The sequence below is a fragment of the Pseudomonas umsongensis genome, assembly GCF_012647205.1.
In the GTDB taxonomy this organism is placed as follows: domain Bacteria; phylum Pseudomonadota; class Gammaproteobacteria; order Pseudomonadales; family Pseudomonadaceae; genus Aquipseudomonas; species Aquipseudomonas umsongensis.
On the sequence record NZ_CP051487.1, the window covers coordinates 3419230 to 3443441 of the forward strand.

Below are 24212 nucleotides of genomic sequence, written 5' to 3' on the forward strand. Positions count from 1 at the left end.
CCAGCTGAATCGAATGGCCGGGTGATGTTGTCTAACGCTGACATAAGCTTTGATCCCGTTCTGTATGCCTGTCCCCGACACCGCGCAGAAACGACTTCAGCGCTGATAGCGACCGAGTGTTGAGCACGTTATGGGGTTCCAGCCAGGCTCGACGTGCCTGCGCGACCCCGAAACGCAACTGGGAAAAATCAGCCGTGCGATGCGCATCCGAATTGATGCTGATCAGCACGCCTTGATCCTTGGCGATTTGGCATTGCAGATCGAACAGGTCCATGCGCTGCGGCTGCGAATTGAGCTCCAGACAGCAGCCCCGCTCAGCGGCAGCCTTGATGATGGCGAGGAGGTCCAGGTTCAGGGGCTCGCGCTCATTGATCAACCGACACAATGGGTGCGCCAGAATCGTGAAATAGCGATGGTCGATAGCCCTGAGCAGGCGCCGGGTTTGCTGGCGTCGAGTCAAATTGAAATGACTGTGGACGGCACCCACCACTAGGTCCAGGCGCCCCAGAATATCGTCCGGCAGATCCAGGCGACCATCTTCGAGAATGTCGACCTCGACACCTTTGAGCAACGTCATGCCCTGCAACCGGCCATTGAGCGCATCGATCTGGTCGATCTGCTGCAGCAACCGGTCGCCGTCCAGACCATGGGCCACCCTGAGGGAATGGGAGTGATCGGTGATTGCCAGGTATTGCAAGCCCGCGGCCTGCGCCGCAAGCGCCATATCTTCCAGGCTGTTGCCGCCATCCGACTCACGGGTATGGGCATGCAAGTCACCTTTGAGATCACTTGATTCGATCAGTCTGGGCAAGCGATTGGCCAGCGCCGCTTCGATTTCACCGCGATTCTCGCGAAGCTCCGGCACTATCCAGGGCAGGTCCAGCGCCCGATAAACGTCGACTTCAGTGCCACTTGCCAGACGTCGGTTTTCCTTGAATACCCCGTATTCACTGAGTTTGAGCCCCTTCTTCTGTGCCCTTTGGCGAATCGCGATGTTGTGCGCCTTGCTGCCAGTGAAGTACACCAGGGCCGCGCCATAGACCGCAGGTTCAATGACCCGTAGATCCACTTGCAGGCCTGTTCCCAGGAGAACGCTGGCACGCGTTGGCCCTTGAACCAGCACGGTGGCTACATCCGGGTACTTGATGAACTGCGCGGCAACCTTCACGCCAGGTGCGGCAGCAACGAGGATGTCGATATCGCCGACCGTGTCGCGCATGCGTCGCAGGCTTCCGGCCACGGTCGCTTGCTCGACACCCGGGATCTGCTCCAGATAACGCGCCAGCCGCTCTGCCAATGGCTCGACATGGGCGAGCGGTAAACGCCGGTCCTTGCCGATTCCTTTCTGCGCGGCACTCAATAGCCGGGCCTCCAACTTTTCACCAAAGCCGGGAAGATGGCGAATACGTCGCTGTTCAGCGGCCAGACATAACTGTTGTACGGTTTCGATTCCAAGATCGTGATAGAGGTGCCGGACCCGCTTCGGACCCAAACCGGCGATAGATAGCAATTGGGCCAACCCCTTTGGCAAGGTGGCGCGCAACCGTGAGTGCAATGCGCAATCGCCGGTGGTGACGATTTCATTGATCTTGCCGGCCAGGTCAACACCGATCCCGGACAGTTTAGGCAGTGGTTCGCCACGCGCGATGATCTTCGCCAGATCGACGGTCAACGCCCTCAGCGTTCGCGAAGCGTTACGGTAAGCCCTGATCCGGAAAGGGTTGGCATCCTCCAACTCGAGCAGGTCGGCAATATCATCGAAAATCGAGGCAATCTCGTCATTCGCGGTGCCCTGGCCGAGCGATGAAGGCGCCAGGGTGAGCAATGGCGCGTGTGGTGATCCGTCCGGCCGCGGCATGGGGAAATCCCGCTGTTATGGGTGTCGATGCCAACAGCATTGCCGATCCCGATGTCTGCTCCTTGATGTAGATCAGATGCGCCCAACGAACGGTCTCGACGCCCGGATAGCCGACCGAGGCCGGGCAGTGCTTTCCAGGGGCGATCGCCCTGCCCAGCCCATGGGTGTCGCAAGTCAGCCTACCCAGCAAACCTGCGGCTCCTTGTGCGTGACGGGCATTGGCGTGGACTTCGGATGGCCTACGATGATCGGTGCCACCGGCACCCACTCTGAGGGCAAACCAAGGGCATTCTTTCCCTGGGGCGTGTTGAGAAAACCCTGGGCAAAACCGATCCAGCAGCTCCCCAACCCTTCAGCATAGGCAGCGAGCATCAGATTCTCGGCAGCCAGTGAACAGTCTTCAACGATCCACTGGCCGGGGGCGTTTGCCGAAATCAGGATAAGCACAGGCGCATGATAGAAAATCTGGAAACTGTCATCGTTGAGCAACGATAAAAAGTGACCGGAGTGCAATCCTGAAGGCAGGGCCTCGAGCATGTAAGCCTTGGCTTCGCGCGAAATCCGATCGAGCAATGCCTGGTCACGTAATACCGTGAACGTCCAGGGCTGTTGGTTGACTGCGCTGGGCGCCTGAATCGCGGCATTGATCAAACGGCCTATGAGCTCTTTATCAACAGCTTCAGTCGTGTACTCGCGTGTAGAGCGACGGCCGTAAATCGCCTCATCGATATTCATGGGTGCAAACCTCAAGAAGTTTGTTCATAACGTCGTCCAGCCAATGGGGTGGGCTGTTGATTTACATCAAGTCTGCGCACTCGTTTCGTCCGATGGCGTGCGGCCCTGCGAATGGCTTCGCAACGCTGGAAATTGATCTGCATCAAATTGACGAAGCGTGCTGATCGCACACTGAGCGTGGATTGTTTTCTTCCCAATGGCCGAGGAGAACCACGATGGACAAGTATCAGCAGAGCCACAAAGACAAGTTGTTCAAAACCTCCACCCATGATCCTTATTGCTCGCAGCGGGTTGAAGGCTCAGCCATTTGTTCGCAGTGTGGTGCGGTGTATCACGCCGGGAACTGGACCTGGAGTCGTCCTGAAAATACCGTGGCGCATGCAGCCAAAGACACTACCTGCCCGGCTTGTCGACGTGTCGCGGACGACATGCCTGCGGGCACCCTCACCTTATCGGGCAGCTTCTTGCAAAAGCATCGAGATGAAATCATTCACCTGATGGAGCATACGGAAAAGGCGGAGAAAGCCGAGCATGCCCTGGAGCGCATCATCAAACTTTCGGACTCCGCGGATGACCTGATCGTGACTACGACCGGCATCCATCTGGCGAATCGCTTGAGTCATGCGCTGGAAAGTGCTTTCAAAGGGCAATCCGATTACCGGTACAGCGCGGATCAGTATGGCGTGAGCATCCACTGGACGCGCGACGAATAGGACCGGACGCGTTAGTTGTCCGATGAAAAAAAAAGCGCCAGCAAAAAAATACCGGCGAGTTTTGACAAGCGTGGATGCGGCCATTCAGCCCGCCGCCCCACGCTCAATCGCAAAGTTGTTCCAGGCCTGGGCAACGCAGGCTCAACGAAAACTGGCGCGCGAAGGCCTTGGTGGCGCCGTATACGTGGTCACAGCTTTGGCCGGGGTCAACCTGATGGCCGGTTTCATCCAGCCCAGCAGTGCTTGATCACCCTGGGCGATTTCCGAGGCCAGCTCCCGCAATAGGCCTCGGCGGTGGCGCAACTGCGCGACCAGATCACCGGGCCAGGCTGCGAACGCAGGCACGATTTGCAGTATGTCACTTAAGCGTCAAGCGCTTGGCCAGTTCGGCGTCTGGCTTCCATAGGGCGTTGATACAGGCCTCTCCGTCTTCCTCCGTTACAGGCTCGAGTGACTGCGGATCCAGTAGGTGGCTGTCGACCAGCGCAATGCGCACGACGCCGTTTTTGTTGAGCAGTGTTTGTGCCTGACATTCGCACAAGGATCGCGATAGAGCTTCGATGGGAGGCTCTATCTCGGCTTTTTCAAGCTCGATCTCGAAACGCGCGGAGCAAGAGTTCACCAATTCCCTCAATGTATGGGCAGCAAAGTGATACGCCATGAAATAACCCGCCGGCAACGCCAGCGAGATCAACAGCAGGTAGGTTGCGTCACGTTTCCAGAGCCTTTTACCGGGTCGACGCAGGTTTCCTATTGTCGCTCCCCTGCTCCGCCACCAGCCTTGCACCGCGTGAATCCCGATCAGCTTGTTGATGTTCATGACCAAGTGCCTTACCCATGTGTCTTAAGAGCATGGGGCCGCCAACAGAATGCCCATTGATTTAGGTCAACTTGGCTGCACCCGTCTATTCACGTTTTGCGATGTATGTTTTTGCCCGCTTCTGGCTCTTCAATCGCAAAAGCAGCTTGCGCAGTTCGATGAACCAGAACAAAGAACTGGCCACTACAAGACAAAATCCCCACTGGCCAAACGTCAATGCACTTGTACCGAACGCCTTGTTGAGCGGTGGCGAGTGCACTACTGCAACCTGCAGGACTACAGCCAGGACAATCGCCCCCCAAAGCCATCGATTGGCGAACAGTCTCCTGAATGCACTGGTTGACTCGGAACGCGCACTCAATGCGTTAAACAACTGCGCCAATACCAGGACCGTGAAACCGCCAGTGCGTGCCTCAACCAGCGAGGCATCACCCGGTATCATCCCCCCCGGCAGCAACCAGTCGATCGTGAATAAACTCGCCAATGCCATGACCAGCCCCACCTCGATTACACCGATCCACATGCGTGTGTCGATGATTCGGTCCCAAGGTTTGCGTGGGCTGCGTGTCATGACATCCTCGCCGTGCGGATCAAGGCCCATGGCGATGGCGGGCGCTGCATCGGTGATCAGGTTGATCCACAGGATCTGCGTGGCCAGCAGCGGCAGGATGATCGCGCCCTTCTCATCAACCAGGCCGATGACACCGGCACCCACGACGCCGAGAAACACCGTCAGCACTTCTCCCATATTGGATGACAGCAAGTAACGAAGGAACTTGCGGATATTGTCCAGAATGCCGCGTCCTTCACGAATGGCCAGCACAATGGTTGCGAAGTTATCGTCAGCCAGAATCATTTTCGCCGCCTGTCTGCTCACCTCCGTTCCCGTGATGCCCATCGCAATGCCGATATCGGCTGACTTCAGGGCCGGTGCATCATTGACACCGTCCCCCGTCATCGCCACCACATGCCCCTGCGCCTGTAGCGCATCGACGATTCTCAGCTTATGCGAGGCAGCCGTGCGTGCGTAAACGCAGGTCGACTTGACCGCCTCGGCCAAGGCCGCGTCGTCCAACTTGTCCAGGTCGGCCCCGGTCAACGCCCTGCCACCGGCCGGGATAATGTCCAGGTCCTCGGCGATGCGCGCAGCCGTTCGGGGGTGGTCGCCCGTGATCATAATGATGCGGATGCCTGCCCGACGGGCCTCGACAATGGCTGGCGCGACCTCCTCCCGCGGTGGGTCACTGATACCGACCGTACCGATAAACACAAGCGCGGTTTCAAGGGGTTGACCGGTCGTGACATCTTCACTGGCTGTCAAGGGACGGTAAGCCACGGAAAGCGTGCGCAATGCCGCGCCCGATAACTCATTCACATTGGCCACCGCCCTGGCACGCAGGTCGTCGGTGAGTGGCACGACATCCATGCCAACTTGTATGTGCGTGCAATGTTGAAGGAGCACATCGGGTGCCCCCTTGCTGAACAGCAGTCGCTGATCGTTGTGCTCATGATCGATGACCACCGCCGACATCATTTTTCGATCAGAGGTAAAGGGAATTTCAGCCACACGCTCGAAGCGATCGGTACTGTGCACGGGCGCATCAAGCTTGCGCTGTGCCACTAGAAAGGCTCCCTCGGTCGGGTCGCCATGAATGACCCAGCTGCCATCTTCGCGTTGCGTCAGCCTGGCGTTGCCAGCGAGGCTTCCACCACGCAACAGCAGCACATTTTCGTTATGCACCGGGCCTTTGCTCGTGGGCATGCCCAGGTAATCAATCTGCCCATTGGGCGCGTAGCCGACTCCACTGACCCGCCCTTTACCAGATGCTGTCATGGTTTGCTGGATGGTCATTTCGGAGCGGGTCAGCGTACCAGTCTTGTCGGTACAGATAACCGATGCAGCCCCCAGGGTCTCCACAGACGACAGGCGCTTGATGATGGCTTTGTTGCGGGCCATGCGTAGCATGCCGAAGGCGAGCACCAGTGACAGAATGGCGGGCAGCCCCTCTGGCACCGCAGCCACCGCCAGGGATACGCCCAGCAACAGCACGCTCAGCACATCATCGACAGTGTCGACTGGAATGAGTATCAGCACGGCCACCACCACAACCATGGTGATTAGCAGAACCGCAATGCCGAGCATCCGCCCTATGGCGCGCACTTCCTTCTGCAGAGGCGTCACCTCTTCGGGGGTGACCTCCAACAAATGAGCGATCGCCCCCACTTCAGTCGCCATGCCGATAGCCGTGACCACCCCGACTCCAGAACCCTGGGCGATGGCGGAGCCTTTGAACACCATGTTGGAGCGCTCCGCCAACGGTACTTCAGTGCCTGGGCACGCGGTGTTTTTCGAAACCGCCTCACTCTCTCCAGTCAACGACGCCTCCAGTACCCGCAAGGCATTGGCCTGGACAAGGCGAGCATCGGCTCCTACCGAATCGCCTTCGGATAACACCAACAGATCACCGACCACCAACTGGTGACTGGGAATACGTTCAATGGCCCCGTCGCGGATGACTGACGAAGAGCTCTGGGTCAGGTTGGCCAATGTTGCAACTGCGCGCTGTGACCGGGTTTCCTGGAAAAACCCGAGGAGCGCATTAGCCAACACAATGAGCGTGATGACCAACGCATCGACAGGCCAATCGCGACCGTCCATCAGCCACCAGCTAGCCAGGTTGATGACCACGGCGACGAGCAGCAGATACACCAACGGGTCCTGAAACTGCCGTAGAAAATACTGCCAGGCAGGCTTGACCGGTTGGGCCCGTAACTCATTGGGTCCGTCACGACTCAGCCGCGCCTGGACTTGCGCACTGGACAAACCCACACCGATGTCAGTGTCCAGCTCGCGGACAATCGTCTCGACGTCCTTGAGGTATGGCGAAGCGATACGGTTGCGGCCGGGCTCAAGCGCGCTACTCATTTCATCTCCTTGACAACGGAGTGTGCGTCGTTACTCGACCAATGGCGCGGGCAGAGCTGGCGTGATCCAGGCAAGTCCAGAGCCCGCACCGCGCTTACACCTTTTCGCCCTGTCAGCCGCTCATTGCCTGGCCCCGAGTGTCGCCATGTACTTCGCGACCGACTGGGCATCCACCTGAGACAGCGCATGATCCACCTGCTGCATCGGAGCCCCGTGGGGAGGCTGCACACTTTGCTGAAGCCGCAGGATCTGGCGAGCCATGTACATCGCATGCTGACCTGCCACCCGTGGAACCTGCCCATTGCCCCGCCCGTCCGCACCATGGCAGCTGCTGCACGGGGCGATGCCCGCCTGCGGCAAGCCCTGGCGGTAGATCGATTCACCGCGCGCATCCGGCGTATCGGCTTGCGCCTTCATGGCAGTCTGGCTCGAAAAATAGTCGGCCAGTTCAACAATCTGAGTCCCGGTCAAATGGGTCAATCCGCCCATGTAGCGATTACCGGGTACATCGGTGCGGCCATGCTGTGTGAAGTCGGTCAGCTGTGAGGTCAAATAGTCCTTTTGCTGGCCAGCCAGCTTTGGAACCAGGGGCGAGACAGATTCCCCCGTCAGCCCGTGGCACAACGAACACAGATTGTCTGCCAGGGCGATGGCGGACATCGGTGCCGTTTCTTGCGCCCCGTCTTCGTTGGACCCGGTGCAGCCCAGGAGCGTGGCCAGGCCAATGACCAGGAGGGTGGGTGACCGGTTGTCAGTACGCTGCATGCCCTTGACGTTCATGACCTGTACCCCTGAAGTGCGCTTTCAACCATTTTCGCCCGGCGATCGCACCTGCAATTGACAAACCTCAATCAATCCTGCTGAGCGCGTTGCAGCAATGGTGCCCCCCCACCTGCTTTATTGAGCGCATGAACTACGTCTGGCTCGATGGCCCGTCGGCGCCCGACTGGCGCCTTTGTCCCAAGTAGGCGATGAGCCTGTCCAAGGTATCCACCTCGCGATAATCGGCTTCGGGTATGGCGACACCCAGGCTGCGATTCAGCGCCTCGATGAAACGCAGCCAATCCATGGAGTCCAGGTCCACCTCTTCGCGCAATAACCGATCAGTGTGCAACTGTTCGACTTCGACTTCCGGGGCGATGCCTTTCAATGCACGCAACACCTCATTGCGGACCACTTGCGAATTCATATGAGCCTCTTCAAAGAGCCTGCGGTGTTTGCAAGAGACGACGCACTTCACTAAGGAAACGCGCCCCATAATGACCATCGCTGACCCGATGATCGGCAGACAAACTGCCAATGACGGTGGGCACGACGCACAGTTGGCCCTCCCTCACCCAAGGCCGTTCGCTGATACGACCGAAGCCGACCAAGGCAACCTGCGGCGGGTAGATCACCCCCAGCACGCTGTCCACCCCCTGATCGCCGAGTTGCGTCACGGTAATCCCGGCGCCTCCCAACTCGGAGCTGCGCAAGGAGCCGCTGCGCGCCCGTTCAACCAGGCTGGCCAGTTCGCTCATCAGGTGGGTCAGGGTCGAGTCCGCCACTTGATGCAGCACCGGGGCAATCAGGCCTCCCTGGCGCAAATTTATGGCCACGCCAAGGTTGATTTCGCGTGCCGGCTCGAAGGCGTTGTTCAGCCAGACACCATTGAGCTGGGGATATTCGCGCAAAGCCAGTGCCACCGCTTTGAGCAGCAGGACATTGGGCAAGAGGCGCTCTTGCAGCGTGCTTTGTGCGTTGTGCTCCTGCAACCAGCCCATGGCCTTGTCCAAAGCGATGGTTTCGCTCAGGTAATAGTGGGGGATCTCGCGTTTGGAACGACTCATGACGGCGGCGATGGTCTGGCGCATGGCCTGTTCATGATCGGGTTCATGCGTCAGGTGGGCGGCCACTTCGACATCTTCCAGGGTGATAGCGCCTTGCGCCCCGTGGCCTTTCAATTGATCGACATCGAGTCCCAACTCGACAGCGCGCCGACGCGCAGCAGGGGAAATACGCGGGCGGCTACCCGACAGGTCTTGCGCCTCGATCACCAGCGGCGCTTCTGGCGATGTTCGCTTTACGCTTTGCGGATCCTCCCCTGGCTCCAGTAACAGTGCGATGGGTGTACCTACAGGTATCTTCGTACCGATGTCGACCAGCAATTGCAGGACGGTGCTTTCATGCAAGCACTCCACGTCGATGGCCGCCTTGGCCGTATCGACGACGGCAATCACCTGCCCAGGCTTAACCTTATCACCAGGGTGTATTTTCCATTCCAGTAGCGTGCCTTCATCCATGTCGGCACCCAGCGACGGCAGTTTGAACTCGATCATGGATGACTCTCCAGACTCAACCCGGCAGCTGGCAGACTGCAGCAATCAGGGGATTTTTCCTTGGCACAGTTCGTGTGCCGCTGTGATTATCGAAGCCACCTGTGGCAGCGCCGCCTCCTCCAGATGCCGTGGATAAGGGATCGGCACTTCGGCGCTGCACACCCGCGCCGGGGGCGCATCGAGCTCGTAAAAGCCTTGCTCGACGATCCGGGTGATGATTTCCGCCGACAGACTGCCGCTGCACCATCCCTCATCGACTACCAGGGCACGGTGGGTCTTGCAGACAGAAGCCAGGAGCGTTGCGTCATCCAGGGGGCGCAGGACCCGCAGGTCAATGACTTCACACTCGATGCCCTCCCCGGCCAGCACCTCGGCTGCCGCCAGGGCTTTGCCCAGGGAGCCGCCATACGTGATCAGGGTCAGGTCGCTGCCGGCCCGGCGAACTTTGGCGCGACTGATGTCCATGGTTGCCCATTCGCCGGCATCGCCTTCCAGGTTGTACAGCTGCGCATGTTCGAATATCAGCACCGGGTCGGGGTCGAGCAGCGCGGGCCAGAGCATGCCGCGTGCATCTTCGACGGTCGCCGGCGTCAGGATTTTCAATCCCGGAATATGGGCGAACCAGCCTTCGAGGCTGTGCGAGTGTTGGGCAGCCAGCTGACGACCAGCCCCGGTCGCCATGCGCACAACCAAGGGCACCGAGAATTGCCCGCCTGACATGTGCCTCAGGGTCGCCGCGGTATTCATCAGAGGGTCGAGAGCGAGCAGGCTGAAGTTCACCGTCATGATTTCGACGATAGGCCGCATGCCTGCCAACGCCGCGCCGATACCGGCCCCGACGAAACCCAGTTCGGACAGTGGCGCGTCGCGGATACGCTCGGGGCCGAAGGCTTCCAGCAATCCAAGGGACACGGCATAACTCCCGCCATAACGCCCCACGTCTTCGCCCATCAGGAACACCCGCGGGTCCCGCTGCAGGGCGTCACGCAATGCTTCGCGCAGCGCTTCGCGATAGGTCATGGACAGGCTCATGGCGCAGGCTCCGGCGCAGGTCCCGGCGTATAGACATCGCGGGACAAATCCTCGATCGGCTCCCATGTGCCTTTCTCGGCGAAGGCGATGGCGTCTTCGACCTCGGCGTCGACCTGGGCCAGGATCGCCAGAAAACCCGGTTCATCCAGCAGCCCTTCAGCCTTGAGTCGCGTGCTGTAGGTGTGGATGGGACCTCGGGTTTTCCATTGTTCGACCTCTTCCCGGCAGCGATACAACTGCGGATCGAACATCGAGTGGGCCCGAAATCGATAGGTCCGAAACTCCAGGAAAAAGGGACCCTGCCCTGCGCGGATGTGTTCGACTGCGTCACGGGCGGCTTCATGCACGGCGATCACGTCCATGCCATCGACCGTCCTGGCCTGGACCTTGTATGCCGAAGCTTTCGCACACAGGTCGGTCTGGGATTGCGAACGCTCCAGCGCCGTGCCCATGGCATAGAGGTTGTTTTCGCAGCAGAACAGCACCGGCAGGCGCCACAATGCGGCAAGGTTGATAGACTCGTGAAAGGCCCCTTCCGCCATCGCCCCTTCGCCAAAAAAACAGGCGCACAGACGGGTTCCACCTTGCATGTGTTCCGCGAGCGCCAGCCCAACCGTCAATGGCAAGCCACCGGCGACGATGGCATTGCCGCCGAAGAATCGTGTACGGGCATCGAACAGGTGCATCGAGCCACCACGGCCTCGCGAGCATCCTTGCTGGCGCCCGAACATCTCGGCCATGATCGCCTTCATGGAAACACCCTTGATCAACGCATGACCATGTTCGCGGTACGTGGCGACGACCGCATCGTCAACGGCCAGGGCATGCAGAACACCGACCGCCACCGCTTCTTCACCGATGTACAGGTGCAAAAAGCCGCGAATCCGGCTTTCCCCGTACAACTCGCCGGCACGTTCTTCGAGACGGCGGATGCGTACCATGTCCCGCAGCAGATCCAGTTTGGTCTCCCGGGGCAGCGACACGGGCGTCATGATGGATTCTCCAGGGCGGATGTATCGCCTTCAGGCAGGCCCAACTCGCGGGCCTTGAGCAGACGCCGCATGAGTTTGCCGCTACGGGTGTGAGGCAGCGTGTCGACGAACGCCAGTTCCTTGGGGGCGACCACGGCCCCCAGGTGCTTGCGTGCATGACCGAGCAATTCATCGTGCAGGGCCTGGCTGGCGGTGAATCCACTCTTGAGGGAGACGAAGGCCTTTACCGTTTCGCCCAGCAACGGATCGGGCTTGCCGATCACGGCGGCCTCAGCGACTGCCGGATGCTCCATCAACGAGCTTTCGACTTCGAACGGGCCGATCAGGTGCCCGGCGGACTTAATCACATCGTCACTGCGTCCGATGAACCAGTAATAGCCATCGGCATCACGACGAGCCAGATCGCCGCTCAGGTACCAGCCGCCGACAAAGCAGCGCCGATAACGCTCCTCTTGTCCCAGGTAACTGCGAAACATCGCGGGCCAGGGTTGCTTCAGCGCCAGTTCGCCCACTTCATCGCTGCCCAAAAATTGCAAGGTATCGTCGGCGTTGCGCAGGACGACGGCCGCCTCGACGCCCGGCAGTGGCTTGCCCATGGAGCCGGGCTTGATGTCCATCGCGACCGTGTTGGCAATCATGATGCCGCCGGTTTCGGTCTGCCACCAATTATCGTGGATTGCCAACCCCAGTACGTCCTTACCCCACCACACTGCCTCGGGATTGAGTGGTTCGCCGACACTGGCGATGAACCGCAGGCAGGGAAAACGATGGTTGTGCGCCAGCGCGGCACCGGCTTTCATCAGCAGACGGATGGCGGTGGGTGCCGTATACCAGACCGATACCTGTTGTTCTTCGAGAATGCCGTACCAGCGCTCGGCGTCGAACTCGAAACCTTCGATCACACAGGTCACGCCCAACAGCAGCGGCGCAATGATGCCGTATGAAGTGCCCGTGACCCAGCCCGGATCGGCGGTGCACCAGTAGATATCCCCTGGGTGCAAGTCCAGCGCATATTTTCCGCTGACCAGGTGGGTCAGTGCTGCGCCATGAACATGCAAGACCCCTTTGGGGGTGCCTGTCGTACCGCTGGTGAAATGTAAAAGTGCCGGGCTGTCGGCGGTCGTGCAAGCGATGCTGAAATGGTCATCGGCTTCGGCCAGCAACTGATGCAGGTTTAACGCACCCTCCAAGGGCGCGATATCCTCGGCATTTTCGTTGTACACCAGCACATGCTTCAGGGTTGGCAGACGATCACGGATGGTCGATATCTTGCGTCGATACAGGGCATCACTGGTGAGCAACACGTAGGCTTCGCCAAGACACAGACGCGTTTCAAGGGGTTGCGGGCCGAAGGCGCAAAACAGCGGCGATACCACGCATCCGGCCTTCATTGCGCCGAGCACGCCCAGGAACAATTCCAGGCCGCGGCCACACAGCACGAACACTCGTGCTCCGGGAGTCACGCCCAGGCTCTTGAGCACGTTGGCAAATCGGTTGGTCAGCACGCTCAGCTCGGCGTAGCTGACATCGCGGTGCCCGCCGTTACGATCAAGAATGCGCAATGCCGTGTGCGGTCCAGCGTCTCTCTGTGCATGACGATCCACGGCTTCATAAGCCAGGTTCAAACCACCGCCGGGCAGTCCCGACAGCCCACACATTTGTGCTGCCCAGGAAAAGTGCTCACGGGCTTGCACGCTGTCGACCCAGTTCGGCGCTACAGGCAAGTCATCGAGCGTTTTTTTGATGATCCTGGAACGCATGGTTGGCCTCTTGTACTCAACAGCATCAGTAACCCTGCCTACCGTTTTCAAGGAGTAGACAGCCAATACGCTGTAGAAGTGGCTGTGGCGCAATGCCCAGAAAACCGGTCTGTGCTTGGCGCCGACTGCACAACCGGGTTTGATTTAACTTGCTCCGCCCAATTGTTCCTGGCGTTGATAAATATCAAGTGGAACGGGACTAGCCTTGTTCATTGTCGAAAAGGCTCTGGACGGCTTGAGGCCGACAAGGCGCGAACCCGTAACGGGCAAAATGCATGACACCTGGCCGAGGAAGACCGACTGTCTGCTCTCGCCTTGAAATTGACAAAAATCAATGCTGGCGCAAGGAATCAGCATCCCAATACAGACGTGAAATCGGTAGACGGGCAGCTCGTGTTCTGCCCTGCCTCTCTCAATTGAGTCAGACAATGGAGCAAGCATGCACTTCCTGGCCTTGGCAGTGGACTATGACGGGACCATTGCCGAAAACGGCAGCGTTCCACCGCAGGTCTGCGCAGCGCTCGGCAAACTGAAAAAAAGCGGCCGCAAGCTCGTGCTGATTTCAGGCCGGGAGTTGCAAGCGCTCAAGCATCATTTTCCACACCTGGATCTGTTTGACAGGGTCGTTGCGGAAAACGGCGCGATCTTGTACGACCCGAGCACAGACACCGAGGAGCTTATTGCAGACCCCGCTTCGACCGAGCTGGTGGGCCACCTGCGCGACAAGGGTGTCACGCCTTTGTCGATCGGTCGTTCGGTCATCGCCACCTGGCAGCCGTTTGAGAATGCGGTGGTCAGCAGCATTCGAGAGCTCGGCCTTGAACTGCAGATAACGTTCAACAAGGATGCGATCATGATCTTGCCAACCGGCGTGAACAAGGCGTCTGGCCTTGTTGCAGCCTTGCGCGAGTTGGGCATATGCGAGCTGAACGTGGTGGGCGTGGGCGATGCGGAAAACGACCACTCCTTTCTATCGATCTGCGGCTGTGCCGCGGCGGTGAACAATGCCATAGCGTCGATCAAGTCCAGCGCTGACCTGTGCCTGACTCATGATCATGGCCAAGGTGTCTGCGAACTGGTCGACATGCTGCTGGAAAAAGACGCGGCACTGGTTTGCGTCGAACGCATTGGCGTCCAGTTGGGCCAGTCCACCCATGGCCGCAAGCTCTGGCTGCCTGCGGAATCGGTGATGTTGGTCGTTGGCAATTCGGGTGCCGGTAAATCCAGCTACATCACCTGGCTGACAGAACGAATGGTCCAGGCTCATCAGGGATTTTGCATCATCGATCCAGAGGGAGACTATCTGACGCTGGAAGATGCGGTAACGATCGGCGGGCTGACCGCCCCCCCGACGACAGAAGAGTCGGTGCATTACCTTCTACAGGCTCAGCTCAATGTGGTGGTCAACGCCCTTGCCCTGGATCCCGTAGCGCGCGTGCAGCTGTTTGGCGAACTGCTGCCCTTTATCCAGAATTTGCGCAGCGCTTCCGGCCGGCCTTACTGGCTGATCGTCGACGAAGCGCATTACATGCTTCCCCACTGCGCAGGTTGGCCGCCGGGTTTTCTCGGGGACATTGGCGCAATCATCGTTGCCCTCGACTTCGATCAGGTCTGTCCGGCACTGCTTGAGGGGGTAGACGTACTGGTGACACTCGGCAGCACCGCCCGGGAACTGGTCGAACAGTTCGCCAAACGCATGCAGCGCCCGAGCCCAGGGTTTCCAGAACGCTCGCCAGGCCTCGAAAACGCCTGTCTTTGGAATGTGCACGAAGGCGACGAGGTCTTCCTGCTCGATCAGGTGCAGCCTCATCAAAAGCACCACCGTCACAGCGGCAAGTACGTCGCGGGAGATGTGGGTGCATGGCGATCATTCCACTTTCCCGCACTTGGCCAGAGCGCCTCTAACCTGACTGAGTTTTTGTCCTGTTCAACACGACTTGAAGAGCCCGCCCTTCGCGAACATATCAATGTCGGGGATTTTTCCAATTGGTTTCGCAAAGTGATCCGGGACGACGTGCTTGCCAATAAGACGCGCCTGATCGAGACGGACACAAGCCTGGCACCCGGGCAGGCAATGGAACAGATCAGGCGACTTGTACAGTCACGCTATCACCTCTGAATGTCACTTAGGCGTTCCCTTTTCGATCATTCGGCTGGTACGGGCATTGGCTTCATCGGCGGTCCGTTGTGCCTGACGTGCCACTTCCATCGCCAGTTCCGCCTTGAGGTGCGCCTCGTCGGCCCTCAATCGCGCCATTGCGGCGTTGTTTTCAGCGTATTCCAGCCGGGCATCCAGTTCCTGGGCCTGCTTACTACTGCATCCGGCAGTGGTGGCTAGAAGAATACCGAGGCAAACAACAGGCAAGCGCTTGTCCATGATCTTCTCCAAATAAGTCCCGGCTGCGAAGGCCAGTCAAACGCAGTATCCAACGCCACTGCAGGCTTTCTCTGACATTTATCAAAAAACCGGCTGGCCAATGGCAGAGCGGGCGACTGCGGCCTTTTTGATTTAACTCAATGTCCTGGTGCCGCTCAGGCGTAAAAAAAGACATGGGCTTTGGCAGCCCATGTACTTCAGTCATGCGGGAGAGGACAGGATCATGAGCGACATAACCTTGCGCAATACCATTTTGGATGAGCTTGATTTTCAACCCGATATCGACGCCGCCCACATTGGCGTGAGCGTGGACAATGGCGTTGTCACACTCTCCGGTCACGTGAAAAGCTATGCCCAGAAAGTCAGTGCCGAACGGGCAGTCAAAGCGATCAAAGGCGTGCGTGCCGTGGCTGAGGAAATACAGGTCCGGCTGGAAAAAGGCGCAGGTACGGCCGATGACACCATCGCCAATCGTGCCGTCAACATTATCTCCTGGCGCTCCGATACGCCCGAAGGCGACGTCAAGGTCGTCGTGCAAAAAGGCTGGGTAACCCTGGAAGGCCAGGTGGACTGGCAATACCAGAAGGAGCTCGCCGAAAGCGCGGTGCGCAAATTGTCGGGCGTTGTGGGCGTGGACAACCGCATCACCCTGCGCCCGAGAGTCAACGTCGTCGATATCCAACAAAGTATCGAAGAAGCCCTCAAGCGCAACGCTGAAGTCGACGCCAAGGGCATACGTATCAAAGTCGAAGGCAGTGTCGTGAAACTGGAAGGCAAAGTGCACTTCTGGCGCGAGCGTGAAATCGCCGAACGAGCCGCCTGGTCGGTGCCGGGAGTCACCAAGGTGGAAGATCAATTGCTGATCGCCTGAATGATCGCCCCGGCTAACCCCAGGTTACCCGGGGCGATCCAATGAGCATGCGTGGCGGACTCACCCTGATCGCCTCACTCGTGCCTGATCCAGATCAAATCCGGGAACGGCCAACGGCGTAGAAAAGAATTGAAACTCGCAGGTTTTACTACGCATCAAGAGAACGCTGGATGGAGGGCCGCACGATGCTCGCTTTCAAGAGCCCCGATGATTGGCATGACTGGGATTACGCCCGTGGAAAATCCCGGATTGACGTACTCAGCAACGGTCGTGCGGTGTTGATCCGGCATGTCGCGCAAGCAGATCGAGCTTATGAATGCGCCCTTGTCCGGCAGTTGGCGCCGGCGTCCCGGCACGGGTTTTTACTCGGGCAACAGCACGAAGCTCGCAAGGGCCAAGGCTGCATAGCGCTGGTCCACGAAAATGGCCGTTTGAGCGCAATCGGCGCCAGTCGTTATGCCGCCATGGGTCAATACCAGTGCGAATGCGCGCTGACCGTCGCCGCTGCCTGGAAACGCCTGGGCCTGGGAACGTTATTGATGGAGCACTTGATCGACGCCGCCCGCAGTAACGGCGTCCACCTGTTGTACTCGGTTGGCGCCTCCAGCAACGCGCCCCTGCGCGACCTGGCCAGATGTCTTGGTTTTGAAGCCCACGACGACCCCTTCGACCCCCAACAGGTCATTCACCGCCTGTACCTGTAAACCCGTGCAATGTTTTCGGGGCGCTTGAGCCTCTGGTACGACCCGAGCGCCATGCCGCCACCAGCAGCCCACCTTTCGGAGGATGGCGTTCATGAACTCTCATACGCAATCATTGCTGGAACAACTTTACGGCCAGCAACATCACGATGACACGTCGCACATAGCGCCGGTGTTGCATCGATACGCCGAACCGTTGCCGGACCTGGATTCCCCCGCTTTTGGCGACCTGTTTGACCGCTACGCCGACGCGCGGGTGGTGATGATCGGCGAGGCGAGCCATGGAACCCGGGAATTCTATCGAACCCGGGCTGCGATTACCCAAAGGCTCATCGAGCGGCACGGCTTCAATATTGTCGCGGTGGAAGCCGACTGGCCCGACGCCGGCCATGTCGACCAGTATGTCCGAGGGTTGGCGCATACGGCGTGGAAGCGCCACATTTTCAGCCGCTTCCCCACCTGGATGTGGCGCAACAGCGAGGTGAAGGCTTTCACCCACTGGCTGCATCAGTTCAACCATCAGCAAGCGCCTGAACATCGCGTCGAGTTTCGCGGCCTGGATGTCTACAGCTTGCGTAATTCCATTCATGAAGTACTGAGCTATCTGGATCGGGTTGACCCGCGCCTGGCCCAGGAAGCACGTCGGCGCTATGGCTGCCTGACCCCATGGCAGGATGACCCTGCGCTGTATGGCCATTTTGTCGAGCGCGCCGGTGTAATGCCCTGTGAACAGCCGGTGATCGATCAGCTCAATGCCATGCTGGCTGAACAACTGGCCGGGCTCATCCGCAACGACGAAGCCTTCTTCAATGCGACGCAGAATGCCCGGGTAGTGATGGCGGCCGAGCAGTATTACCGCGCGATCTATCGGGGCTCGACAGCCTCCTGGAACCTGCGTGACCGGCACATGTTCGATACGTTGCGCGCGTTGCTCGAACACCGGGGCTCGCAAGCCAAGGCCGTGGTCTGGGCCCACAACTCCCATATCGGCAATGCCGGCGCCACGGAAATGGGCTGGAAGGGGCAGTTCAACATCGGTCAACTGTGTCGCAGCGCCCTCGGACGCGATGTCGTACTCATCGGCATGGCCACTGACCGCGGTCAGGTGGCTGCCGCTGATGACTGGGACGGCGAGATGTTGATCAAGGACATCCGCCCCTCCCGGCCAGACAGCTGGGAGCATCAGTTCCTCAAGGCGGGCGTTGCAGCGTCGCTGACCGACTGGCGTGACCCGCAGCGCAAAGAGCTGCGCAGCGTCCTGTCCACGTGCTTGCTGGGACGGGCCATCGGGGTGATTTACCGTCCCGAAACCGAACGCTTCAGTCACTATTTCGAGTCGATGCTGGCGGAACAGTTCGATGCCATGATCTGGATCGAGCAAACCAGGCCGGTTACCGCGCTGCCGCTGCCGAAAAACCAGCAACTGGAAGCGGAGGACGAAACCTATCCGTTTGGGGTGTGATTTGCTGTTGGAGTGCATATCCATTGCTGCCGTAACGGGGCGCCTGCGATCAAAGCCTCGTTAGCCTTTGCTCTGCTTTGATCGTTCCCGCGCTCTGCGTGGGAATGCCGCCAGGGACGCTCTGCGTTCCATTGACGACGCGTTAATTGAGCCGTGCACGACGGTAATGCGGGCCGTCACAGGAAGCCCTGTGTGAAATGGGTTGCCTGCGTACATATCCATTGCTGCGGTAACGGCCACTTGTGGTTTCGCTTTTACAGCGACTCCCTTTTTCAAACGCCAAAAAGGAAGCAAAAGGCTTTGCCCCACCACTCGGTGCCTCGCTTGGGCTCGGCATGCCCTCTCTCCGGCATTGCTCCGTGGGTCGCCGCGATGGGCCATCCATGGCCCAGCGCGGCTAAACCGGCGTCCTGCCGGTTTACCCACTGCGCAATGCCTGCGTTCGGCCATCGTGGTTAACGGGGCGCCTGCGATCAACAGCAAAACGAGGCGGCCTTAAAGCCGACCTGCTTTTTAGGTGATGCCTGTGTTGATCGTTCCCACGCTCTGCGTGGGAATGCCGCCAGGGACGCTCCGCGTTCCGCTGACGACGCGTTAATTGAGCCGTGCGCAACGGTGATGCGGGGCGTTACAAGAAGCCCTGTGTGAAATTGGTTGCCTGCGTACATATCCATTGCTGCGGTAACGGCAGCTTATGGTTTCGCCCTTACGGCGAGTCCCCTTTTTCAAACGCCAAAAAGGAACCAAAAGGCTTTGCCCCACCACTCGGTGCCTCGCTTGGGCTCGGCATGCCCTCTCTCCGGCATTGCTCCGTGGGTCGCCGCGATGGGCCATCCATGGCCCAGCGCGGCTAAACCGGCGTCCTGCCGGTTTACCCACTGCGCAATGCCTGCGTTCGGCCATCGTGGTTAACGGGGCGCTCGCGATCAACAGCAACGCGAGGCGGCCTTAAAGCCGACCTGGCTTTTACGGGTGTACCTCGATTGATCGTTCCCACGCTCTGCGTGGGAATGCCGCCAGGGACGCTCCGCGTTCCGCTGACGACGCATTAATTGAGCCGTGCGCAACGGTGATGCGAAGCGTCACAGGAAGCCCTGTGTGAAATGGGTTGTCGGAGTACATATCACTCGGTGCCTCGCACAGTGGTTAACGGGGCGCCCGCGATCAAAAGCAAAGCGAGGCGGCCTTAAAAGCCGACCTGCTTTTGGTGATGCCTGTGTCCCCTGTAGGAGCGAGACTGTCGAATCGTCGCACCGTCGCGATGGACGTCAACGATGACGCGGGAAACCTGACTCCCCGTGGTGCTCTCAGGTTCTACGTCGGAACGCCGCCCGGAGCATGCTCGTTCCTACAGGGGGGCATGCAGGTATTTTTCAAACCAGTCGCCAGCGAGCCTGGCGACTGCCTCCAGCGTGCCTGGCTCTTCAAAAAGATGCGTGGCGCGCTCCACGACTTCCAGCCGTTGCTCGCACCGCAGGGTCTGGCTGCTTTGACGATTCAAGCCCAACACCACCGGGTCCTGTGCACCGACAATCTGCAAGGTCGGCGCCTTGACCCGAGGCAGGGCCGGTCCAGCCAGATCGGTTCGCCCACCCCGACTGACCACTGCCCCTATCACTGGCGCACGCTCAGCGGCGGCCACCAGTGCTGCCGCCGCGCCGGTACTGGCGCCGAACAGTCCGATGCGCAAAGCACGCAATTCGCGGTCACGCCCTACCCAGTCGATCACATCGATCAACCGCCTGGCCAGCAAAGGAATATTGAAGCGCAACTCCCCGCTGAGATTATCCAGGCGCTGCTCCGGTTCCGTTAGCAAGTCGAACAGCAGCGAAGCCAGGCCCCGATCGGCCAGGACATCGGCCACATATTGATTGCGCGGGCTCAAACGACCACTGCCGCTGCCGTGTACGAAGATGACCAGGGCGCGCGCGTTCGTCGGCAAACGCAAATCGGCGGACAATTCAACGCCCGGCAGGTCCAGGGATCGATATTTAGCTTCAAGCATCGCGATGTTCCGTGTGGGAGGCGCCCGGCAATTCCCGCTGCCAGGCCCGTTGCATGAGATCGATGACCTCTTCGTCCGAGGTCTGGGAAAAATCCAGGTACCAGTAGCCGATCGACATCATCCACTCAGGGATGAGTGGGCAGATCACTTCGTCCACTTGCATGGACAAATCCTCGACCGTTTCCCGGGGAGCAACCGGTACCGCGACGACGATGCGCTCGGGCGCCTGCATGCGCACCGCATGGATCGCTGCCATCATTGAAGAACCTGTCGCCAGGCCGTCGTCGATCAGGATCACCACCTGGTCCTTGAGTTGCGGTGGCGGGCGGTTTCCCCGATACGCCTTTTCACGTCGCGACAGCTCCTGCGCTTCCCGGGCGACCACTGCCTCGAAACTGGCTCGATCGATCGGGTGCGCCCGCAGCGCGTCATCATTGAGGATTTGTACACCGCCGCTGGCAATGGCGCCCATGGCAAATTCCGGGTGCGAAGGCACACCGAGCTTGCGCACCAGCATCAGGTCCAGGCGCACATTCAGGGCGGTGGCGACTTCATAAGCCACCGGGACACCGCCACGGGGCAAGGCGAGAATGATCACATCAGGCCTGTTGGCATACTTGAGCAACGGTTCCACCAGGCGTCGACCGGCCTCGGCGCGATTGGGCAAGGTGGTTTGTAATGAAGGACTCTGGATCACGGCAACCTCCTGCGGCGCTGACGAATGACGTCTCGAAACCTGTGGCCCTGGCCGAACTGCGCTAAACGGCCAGGATGCTGCACGTCACCTGGTACAGGGTATGTTCGGTGGTGCTGCCCAATAGTTTGTCCAAGCCATGGGACTGGATCCTGCCCATCACAATCACGTCCATCTGTTGCTCATCGGCGAAGGCATGCAGCACGGCCACAGGATGGCCCTCGATGAAATGTCGCCGGTCAGCCGGCACGCCATACCGGCCAGCCAGGTCGAGGAAGGTTTTTTCATGGCCCTTGCGCAACTGACTGTAGAGGTCCGCGAGCGTCAAGCCCCCGCCGCCCATGTCGCCCAGGAACAGCGCAGAGGCGTCGCAGGCATACACCAGGTGCAATTCGGCCTGACACTGGATAGCCAGGCTGGACGCCTGGTGGATGATCCGCTGATTGAGCTCGTCGTCCTGTACCAGGGGATTGGAAACATCCACCGCTGCCACGACCTTGCGCGGCAAAGGGTGATCACCTTCGCCTGGCAGGTAGACCGGTATCGGGCAATGACGCAACAGACGCCAGTCCAGCGGGGTAAAAAACCCACGCTTGAGCGCCGGTTCCCGTTGTACCTGCTTGATCAACAGGTCGGGCTGCATTTCTGCGACGTAATCGAGAATGTCTTGCTGCAGGTCGTCGGCCCATTTCGCCTCGGCGGTCACTTCAAGACCCCTGTTGCGCAGATGATCGGCCTGGTATTTGAGCCAATTGCGCTGGTCTTGCAGATATTCTTCGCGAGCCTTTTCCCGGTCGCCTTCTTCGAGTAGCGACAACAGCTTCCAGGATGGAATCAAGGCGCCAATGTGCAGGCTGGCACCGCTGGCCTTGGCCAGGGCGGCTGCATGATCCATGGCTTTAGACTGGCGCAGGGCCGGGTTGATGATCAGCAATAACCGTTGATACTGGCTCATGATCGGACTCCACGAAGCTTGCTTTTATGTCGCTGCCCGCCACCACCCATTGCTGTGTTCGTCGGTGGCTCGGGCACCTGTGTCATGGATTCAGAATCCTCCGTCGAGGCGACCTTGGCGTTGATTTATATCAAGTGCCTGCGCAAGCAAGTGACTCACACCAGGCCGCTGCCGCCCATGCGCGTCACCCGACGGTCGAACCGGCCGACGTTTGATTTGATCACGATTGATCAATATCAATCGCGCCAGGGCCAACCGGGCTACATTGACTGAAAACGCACGTGCCCCATGGCTCACAGGCAGGAGAAGGCAATGACGATCCTATTGGCAAGTCAGCGGTTGCGCCTGTATGAGCGCAACGAACTCGATGACGTGCTGCAGACGATGGCGCGCCAGGCCGCCAGCCTGCTGCCACCGGCGCACGCCGCCCTGATTGGAATCAAGCGCCGCGGTGAGCCCTTGGCTCAACGATTGCGCCAGCACATTGCGCACCAGACCGGCCAACCGGAACTTCCTCTTTACCCTCTTGAGGTCAAGCGCTATGCCGACGACCTGCAAGTGCTGCATCCGTTCACGCAATTGACCGAAAATCCGCTGCTGGCCAAACTGGACCTCGCCAACACCACGTTGCTGGTGGTTGATGATGTGTTGTTCGAAGGCCATTCGCTGCTGCGTACCTGCGCCTATCTGGCACAACTGGGAGCTCGCCGGGTCTACACCGCTGTATTGGTCGACCGGCACATCTGCCGGCAGCCAATCCGGGCCGACATTGTCGGCGTGCATCTGCAAGTTGCCGCCGCTGACGTCGTCGAGTGCAACGTACCGCCGTTCGAACAGGACTTTTGCATAGAGGTCGTGCGCCACGGCGCCGCCCGCTAACGGGAAGACGGCAAGCGCTGGCGGGCCTCAGGACGGCTGGAGATGAGGAAGCCGGGATGAGCAACGAACAAGACGAAGTGATTGCCTTTCTCTCCAGACCATCCGCCTACGATGCGTCCAACCAGCCTGTGGAGCGAATCGAGACCCATGGTTCGGTGATTTTCCTGCATGCCGACCGTGCCTATAAACTCAAGCGTGCAGTGGCGTTTGCCGAACTGGACTTCCTCAGCCTGCAAAGCCGGAAAAAAGCCTGCCGGGCAGAGCTGTGGCTCAACCGACGAACAGCGCCGACGCTGTATTTGCGCGTGAGTTCGATCAACCGCCAGGCCGATGGCCAATTAGTGCTCGACGGCCAGGGACCCGCTGTGGACTGGCTGGTGGTGATGCGCCGCTTTGCTCAGGATGGCCTGTTTGACCGCATGGCCGTCCAGGGGCATCTGACCGAACCGATGATGCAGCAGCTAGGCATCGAGATCGCCCGCTTTCATGCCTGCGCCCGGATAACTCCATCCTTCGGGCGCATCCCGGACCTGTATGAAGAGATCGAGAAAAACTATCGGGAAATGTCCCGCTACTGCGCTTTTCTCGACAGCGCGCAAGTCATCTCGATTGCCCATGCCTCCAGGAAGCTGCTGGCATCTTTGACTGTCTGCCTCGAAGAGCGACGCAGTCAGGGCCGCGTACGCCGCTGCCATGGCGATTTGCGCCTGGCCAACATCTGCCTTTTCGACGGGCAGCCGACCCTGTTCGACGGCATCGAGTTCAGTGAACGGATCGCCTGCATTGACGTGCTGTACGACCTGGCATTCGTGCTGATGGACCTGCAACATCACGGCCTCAACACGCTCGGCGCAGCTCTTTTGGCCACTTACATCAACCACTGCACCTGGAAAGAAGACTGCGAACCCTTGGCGCTGTTCCTTTCCCTGCGTGCCGCTACACGCTGTTTCTCCTTCGCTGGTGCAGCGCAACGTCATGCCGACCCGGCCACGCGCCATGAGAAAAGACAAAAAGCCATCTCGCTGATGCAGCAGGCGCTCGGTTATTTGCACGGTGAAAATCCGCTTCTCAATCACCTGGCGTTAACCGAGACAGCCGCCTATACCTGAATGCG

23 protein-coding genes are annotated in these 24212 nt (G+C 59.5%); 9 read left to right on the forward strand and 14 right to left on the reverse strand.

Annotated features, from left to right (window positions below):
- Positions 1 to 31: 31 nt before the first annotated feature.
- Together polX and HGP31_RS15475 are read right to left on the reverse strand one after the other, a co-directional pair.
- Positions 32 to 1858 (reverse strand): DNA polymerase/3'-5' exonuclease PolX, encoded by a 1827-nt coding sequence (gene polX, locus HGP31_RS15470; RefSeq protein WP_168758133.1) that lies wholly within the window; start codon positions 1856 to 1858, stop codon positions 32 to 34.
- 174 nt (positions 1859 to 2032) lie between these two features.
- Entirely contained in the window at positions 2033 to 2593 is a 561-nt protein-coding gene (locus HGP31_RS15475) for a nitroreductase family protein (RefSeq protein WP_033043808.1), read from the reverse strand.
- 215 nt (positions 2594 to 2808) lie between these two features.
- On the opposite strand from HGP31_RS15475, the gene HGP31_RS15480 reads away from it, so the two are divergent.
- A complete protein-coding gene (locus HGP31_RS15480) occupies positions 2809 to 3306 on the forward strand; it encodes a BCAM0308 family protein (protein ID WP_033043809.1) in 498 nt (165 codons plus the stop codon).
- Between the two features lie 22 nt (positions 3307 to 3328).
- On the forward strand, positions 3329 to 3553 hold the full coding sequence (locus HGP31_RS15485) for a hypothetical protein (protein ID WP_083349097.1): 225 nt from the start codon (positions 3329 to 3331) through the stop codon (positions 3551 to 3553).
- 111 nt (positions 3554 to 3664) lie between these two features.
- On the opposite strand, the gene HGP31_RS15490 is transcribed toward HGP31_RS15485, so the two are convergent.
- The 8 genes from HGP31_RS15490 to acsA form a co-directional block, all read right to left on the reverse strand.
- Entirely contained in the window at positions 3665 to 4126 is a 462-nt protein-coding gene (locus HGP31_RS15490; RefSeq protein ID WP_168758134.1) for a hypothetical protein, read from the reverse strand.
- A gap of 85 nt (positions 4127 to 4211) precedes the next feature.
- A complete protein-coding gene (locus tag HGP31_RS15495) occupies positions 4212 to 7052 on the reverse strand; it encodes a cation-translocating P-type ATPase (protein WP_168758135.1) in 2841 nt (946 codons plus the stop codon).
- Positions 7053 to 7172: 120 nt separating this feature from the next.
- A complete protein-coding gene (locus HGP31_RS15500) occupies positions 7173 to 7832 on the reverse strand; it encodes a c-type cytochrome (protein ID WP_168758136.1) in 660 nt (219 codons plus the stop codon).
- Positions 7833 to 7965: 133 nt separating this feature from the next.
- Positions 7966 to 8241 (reverse strand): acyl carrier protein, encoded by a 276-nt coding sequence (locus HGP31_RS15505; protein WP_033043816.1) that lies wholly within the window; start codon positions 8239 to 8241, stop codon positions 7966 to 7968.
- 10 nt (positions 8242 to 8251) lie between these two features.
- The gene (locus HGP31_RS15510; RefSeq protein WP_083349101.1) at positions 8252 to 9370 is read right to left on the reverse strand and encodes a dihydrolipoamide acetyltransferase family protein; all 1119 of its coding nucleotides are present in this window, start codon (positions 9368 to 9370) and stop codon (positions 8252 to 8254) included.
- A gap of 45 nt (positions 9371 to 9415) precedes the next feature.
- On the reverse strand, positions 9416 to 10390 hold the full coding sequence (locus HGP31_RS15515) for an alpha-ketoacid dehydrogenase subunit beta (protein ID WP_404821809.1): 975 nt from the start codon (positions 10388 to 10390) through the stop codon (positions 9416 to 9418).
- An 8-nt stretch (positions 10391 to 10398) separates the two neighbouring features.
- The gene (gene pdhA / locus HGP31_RS15520) at positions 10399 to 11394 is read right to left on the reverse strand and encodes a pyruvate dehydrogenase (acetyl-transferring) E1 component subunit alpha (protein WP_033043822.1); all 996 of its coding nucleotides are present in this window, start codon (positions 11392 to 11394) and stop codon (positions 10399 to 10401) included.
- A complete protein-coding gene (gene acsA, locus HGP31_RS15525) occupies positions 11391 to 13154 on the reverse strand; it encodes an acetate--CoA ligase (protein WP_033043824.1) in 1764 nt (587 codons plus the stop codon). The genes pdhA and acsA overlap by 4 nt, the downstream gene beginning before the upstream one ends.
- 439 nt (positions 13155 to 13593) lie before the next feature.
- On the opposite strand from acsA, the gene HGP31_RS15530 reads away from it, so the two are divergent.
- Positions 13594 to 15273 (forward strand): HAD-IIB family hydrolase, encoded by a 1680-nt coding sequence (locus HGP31_RS15530; RefSeq protein WP_083349103.1) that lies wholly within the window; start codon positions 13594 to 13596, stop codon positions 15271 to 15273.
- Between the two features lie 3 nt (positions 15274 to 15276).
- On the opposite strand, the gene HGP31_RS15535 is transcribed toward HGP31_RS15530, so the two are convergent.
- Positions 15277 to 15531 (reverse strand): Lpp/OprI family alanine-zipper lipoprotein, encoded by a 255-nt coding sequence (locus HGP31_RS15535; RefSeq protein ID WP_020797515.1) that lies wholly within the window; start codon positions 15529 to 15531, stop codon positions 15277 to 15279.
- 223 nt (positions 15532 to 15754) lie between these two features.
- Here HGP31_RS15535 and HGP31_RS15540 point away from each other — a divergent pair, with 223 nt between their 5' ends.
- The 3 genes from HGP31_RS15540 (at position 15755) to HGP31_RS15550 (ending at position 18565) form a co-directional block, all read left to right on the forward strand.
- Positions 15755 to 16402 (forward strand): BON domain-containing protein, encoded by a 648-nt coding sequence (locus HGP31_RS15540; protein WP_042955355.1) that lies wholly within the window; start codon positions 15755 to 15757, stop codon positions 16400 to 16402.
- Positions 16403 to 16587: 185 nt separating this feature from the next.
- Complete coding sequence (locus HGP31_RS15545; RefSeq protein ID WP_168758137.1) at positions 16588 to 17106, forward strand: GNAT family N-acetyltransferase; 519 nt, start codon at positions 16588 to 16590, stop codon at positions 17104 to 17106.
- Positions 17107 to 17197: 91 nt separating this feature from the next.
- Positions 17198 to 18565, forward strand: a complete 1368-nt coding sequence (locus HGP31_RS15550; RefSeq protein ID WP_168758138.1) for an erythromycin esterase family protein — start codon at positions 17198 to 17200, stop codon at positions 18563 to 18565.
- 1348 nt (positions 18566 to 19913) lie between these two features.
- Here HGP31_RS15550 and HGP31_RS15555 read toward each other — a convergent pair.
- From HGP31_RS15555 to HGP31_RS15565, 3 genes are all read right to left on the reverse strand, one after another.
- The gene (locus HGP31_RS15555) at positions 19914 to 20570 is read right to left on the reverse strand and encodes a dienelactone hydrolase family protein (RefSeq protein WP_020801292.1); all 657 of its coding nucleotides are present in this window, start codon (positions 20568 to 20570) and stop codon (positions 19914 to 19916) included.
- Positions 20563 to 21267 (reverse strand): phosphoribosyltransferase, encoded by a 705-nt coding sequence (locus HGP31_RS15560; protein ID WP_168758139.1) that lies wholly within the window; start codon positions 21265 to 21267, stop codon positions 20563 to 20565. Before HGP31_RS15560 ends, HGP31_RS15555 begins: the two co-directional genes overlap by 8 nt.
- A gap of 61 nt (positions 21268 to 21328) precedes the next feature.
- Positions 21329 to 22219, reverse strand: coding sequence for a universal stress protein (locus HGP31_RS15565; protein WP_168758140.1), 891 nt, complete (start codon positions 22217 to 22219; stop codon positions 21329 to 21331).
- An 84-nt stretch (positions 22220 to 22303) separates the two neighbouring features.
- Between HGP31_RS15565 and HGP31_RS15570 the strand changes: the two genes are divergently transcribed.
- Genes HGP31_RS15570 through HGP31_RS15580 form a run of 3 tightly spaced genes read left to right on the forward strand, consistent with a single transcriptional unit; the run spans position 22304 to position 24207 of the window.
- Positions 22304 to 22492 (forward strand): hypothetical protein, encoded by a 189-nt coding sequence (locus HGP31_RS15570; RefSeq protein WP_033043768.1) that lies wholly within the window; start codon positions 22304 to 22306, stop codon positions 22490 to 22492.
- 39 nt (positions 22493 to 22531) lie between these two features.
- Positions 22532 to 23098, forward strand: a complete 567-nt coding sequence (locus tag HGP31_RS15575) for a phosphoribosyltransferase family protein (protein WP_020801296.1) — start codon at positions 22532 to 22534, stop codon at positions 23096 to 23098.
- 56 nt (positions 23099 to 23154) lie between these two features.
- Complete coding sequence (locus HGP31_RS15580; RefSeq protein WP_168758141.1) at positions 23155 to 24207, forward strand: phosphotransferase; 1053 nt, start codon at positions 23155 to 23157, stop codon at positions 24205 to 24207.
- Positions 24208 to 24212 lie beyond the last annotated feature (5 nt).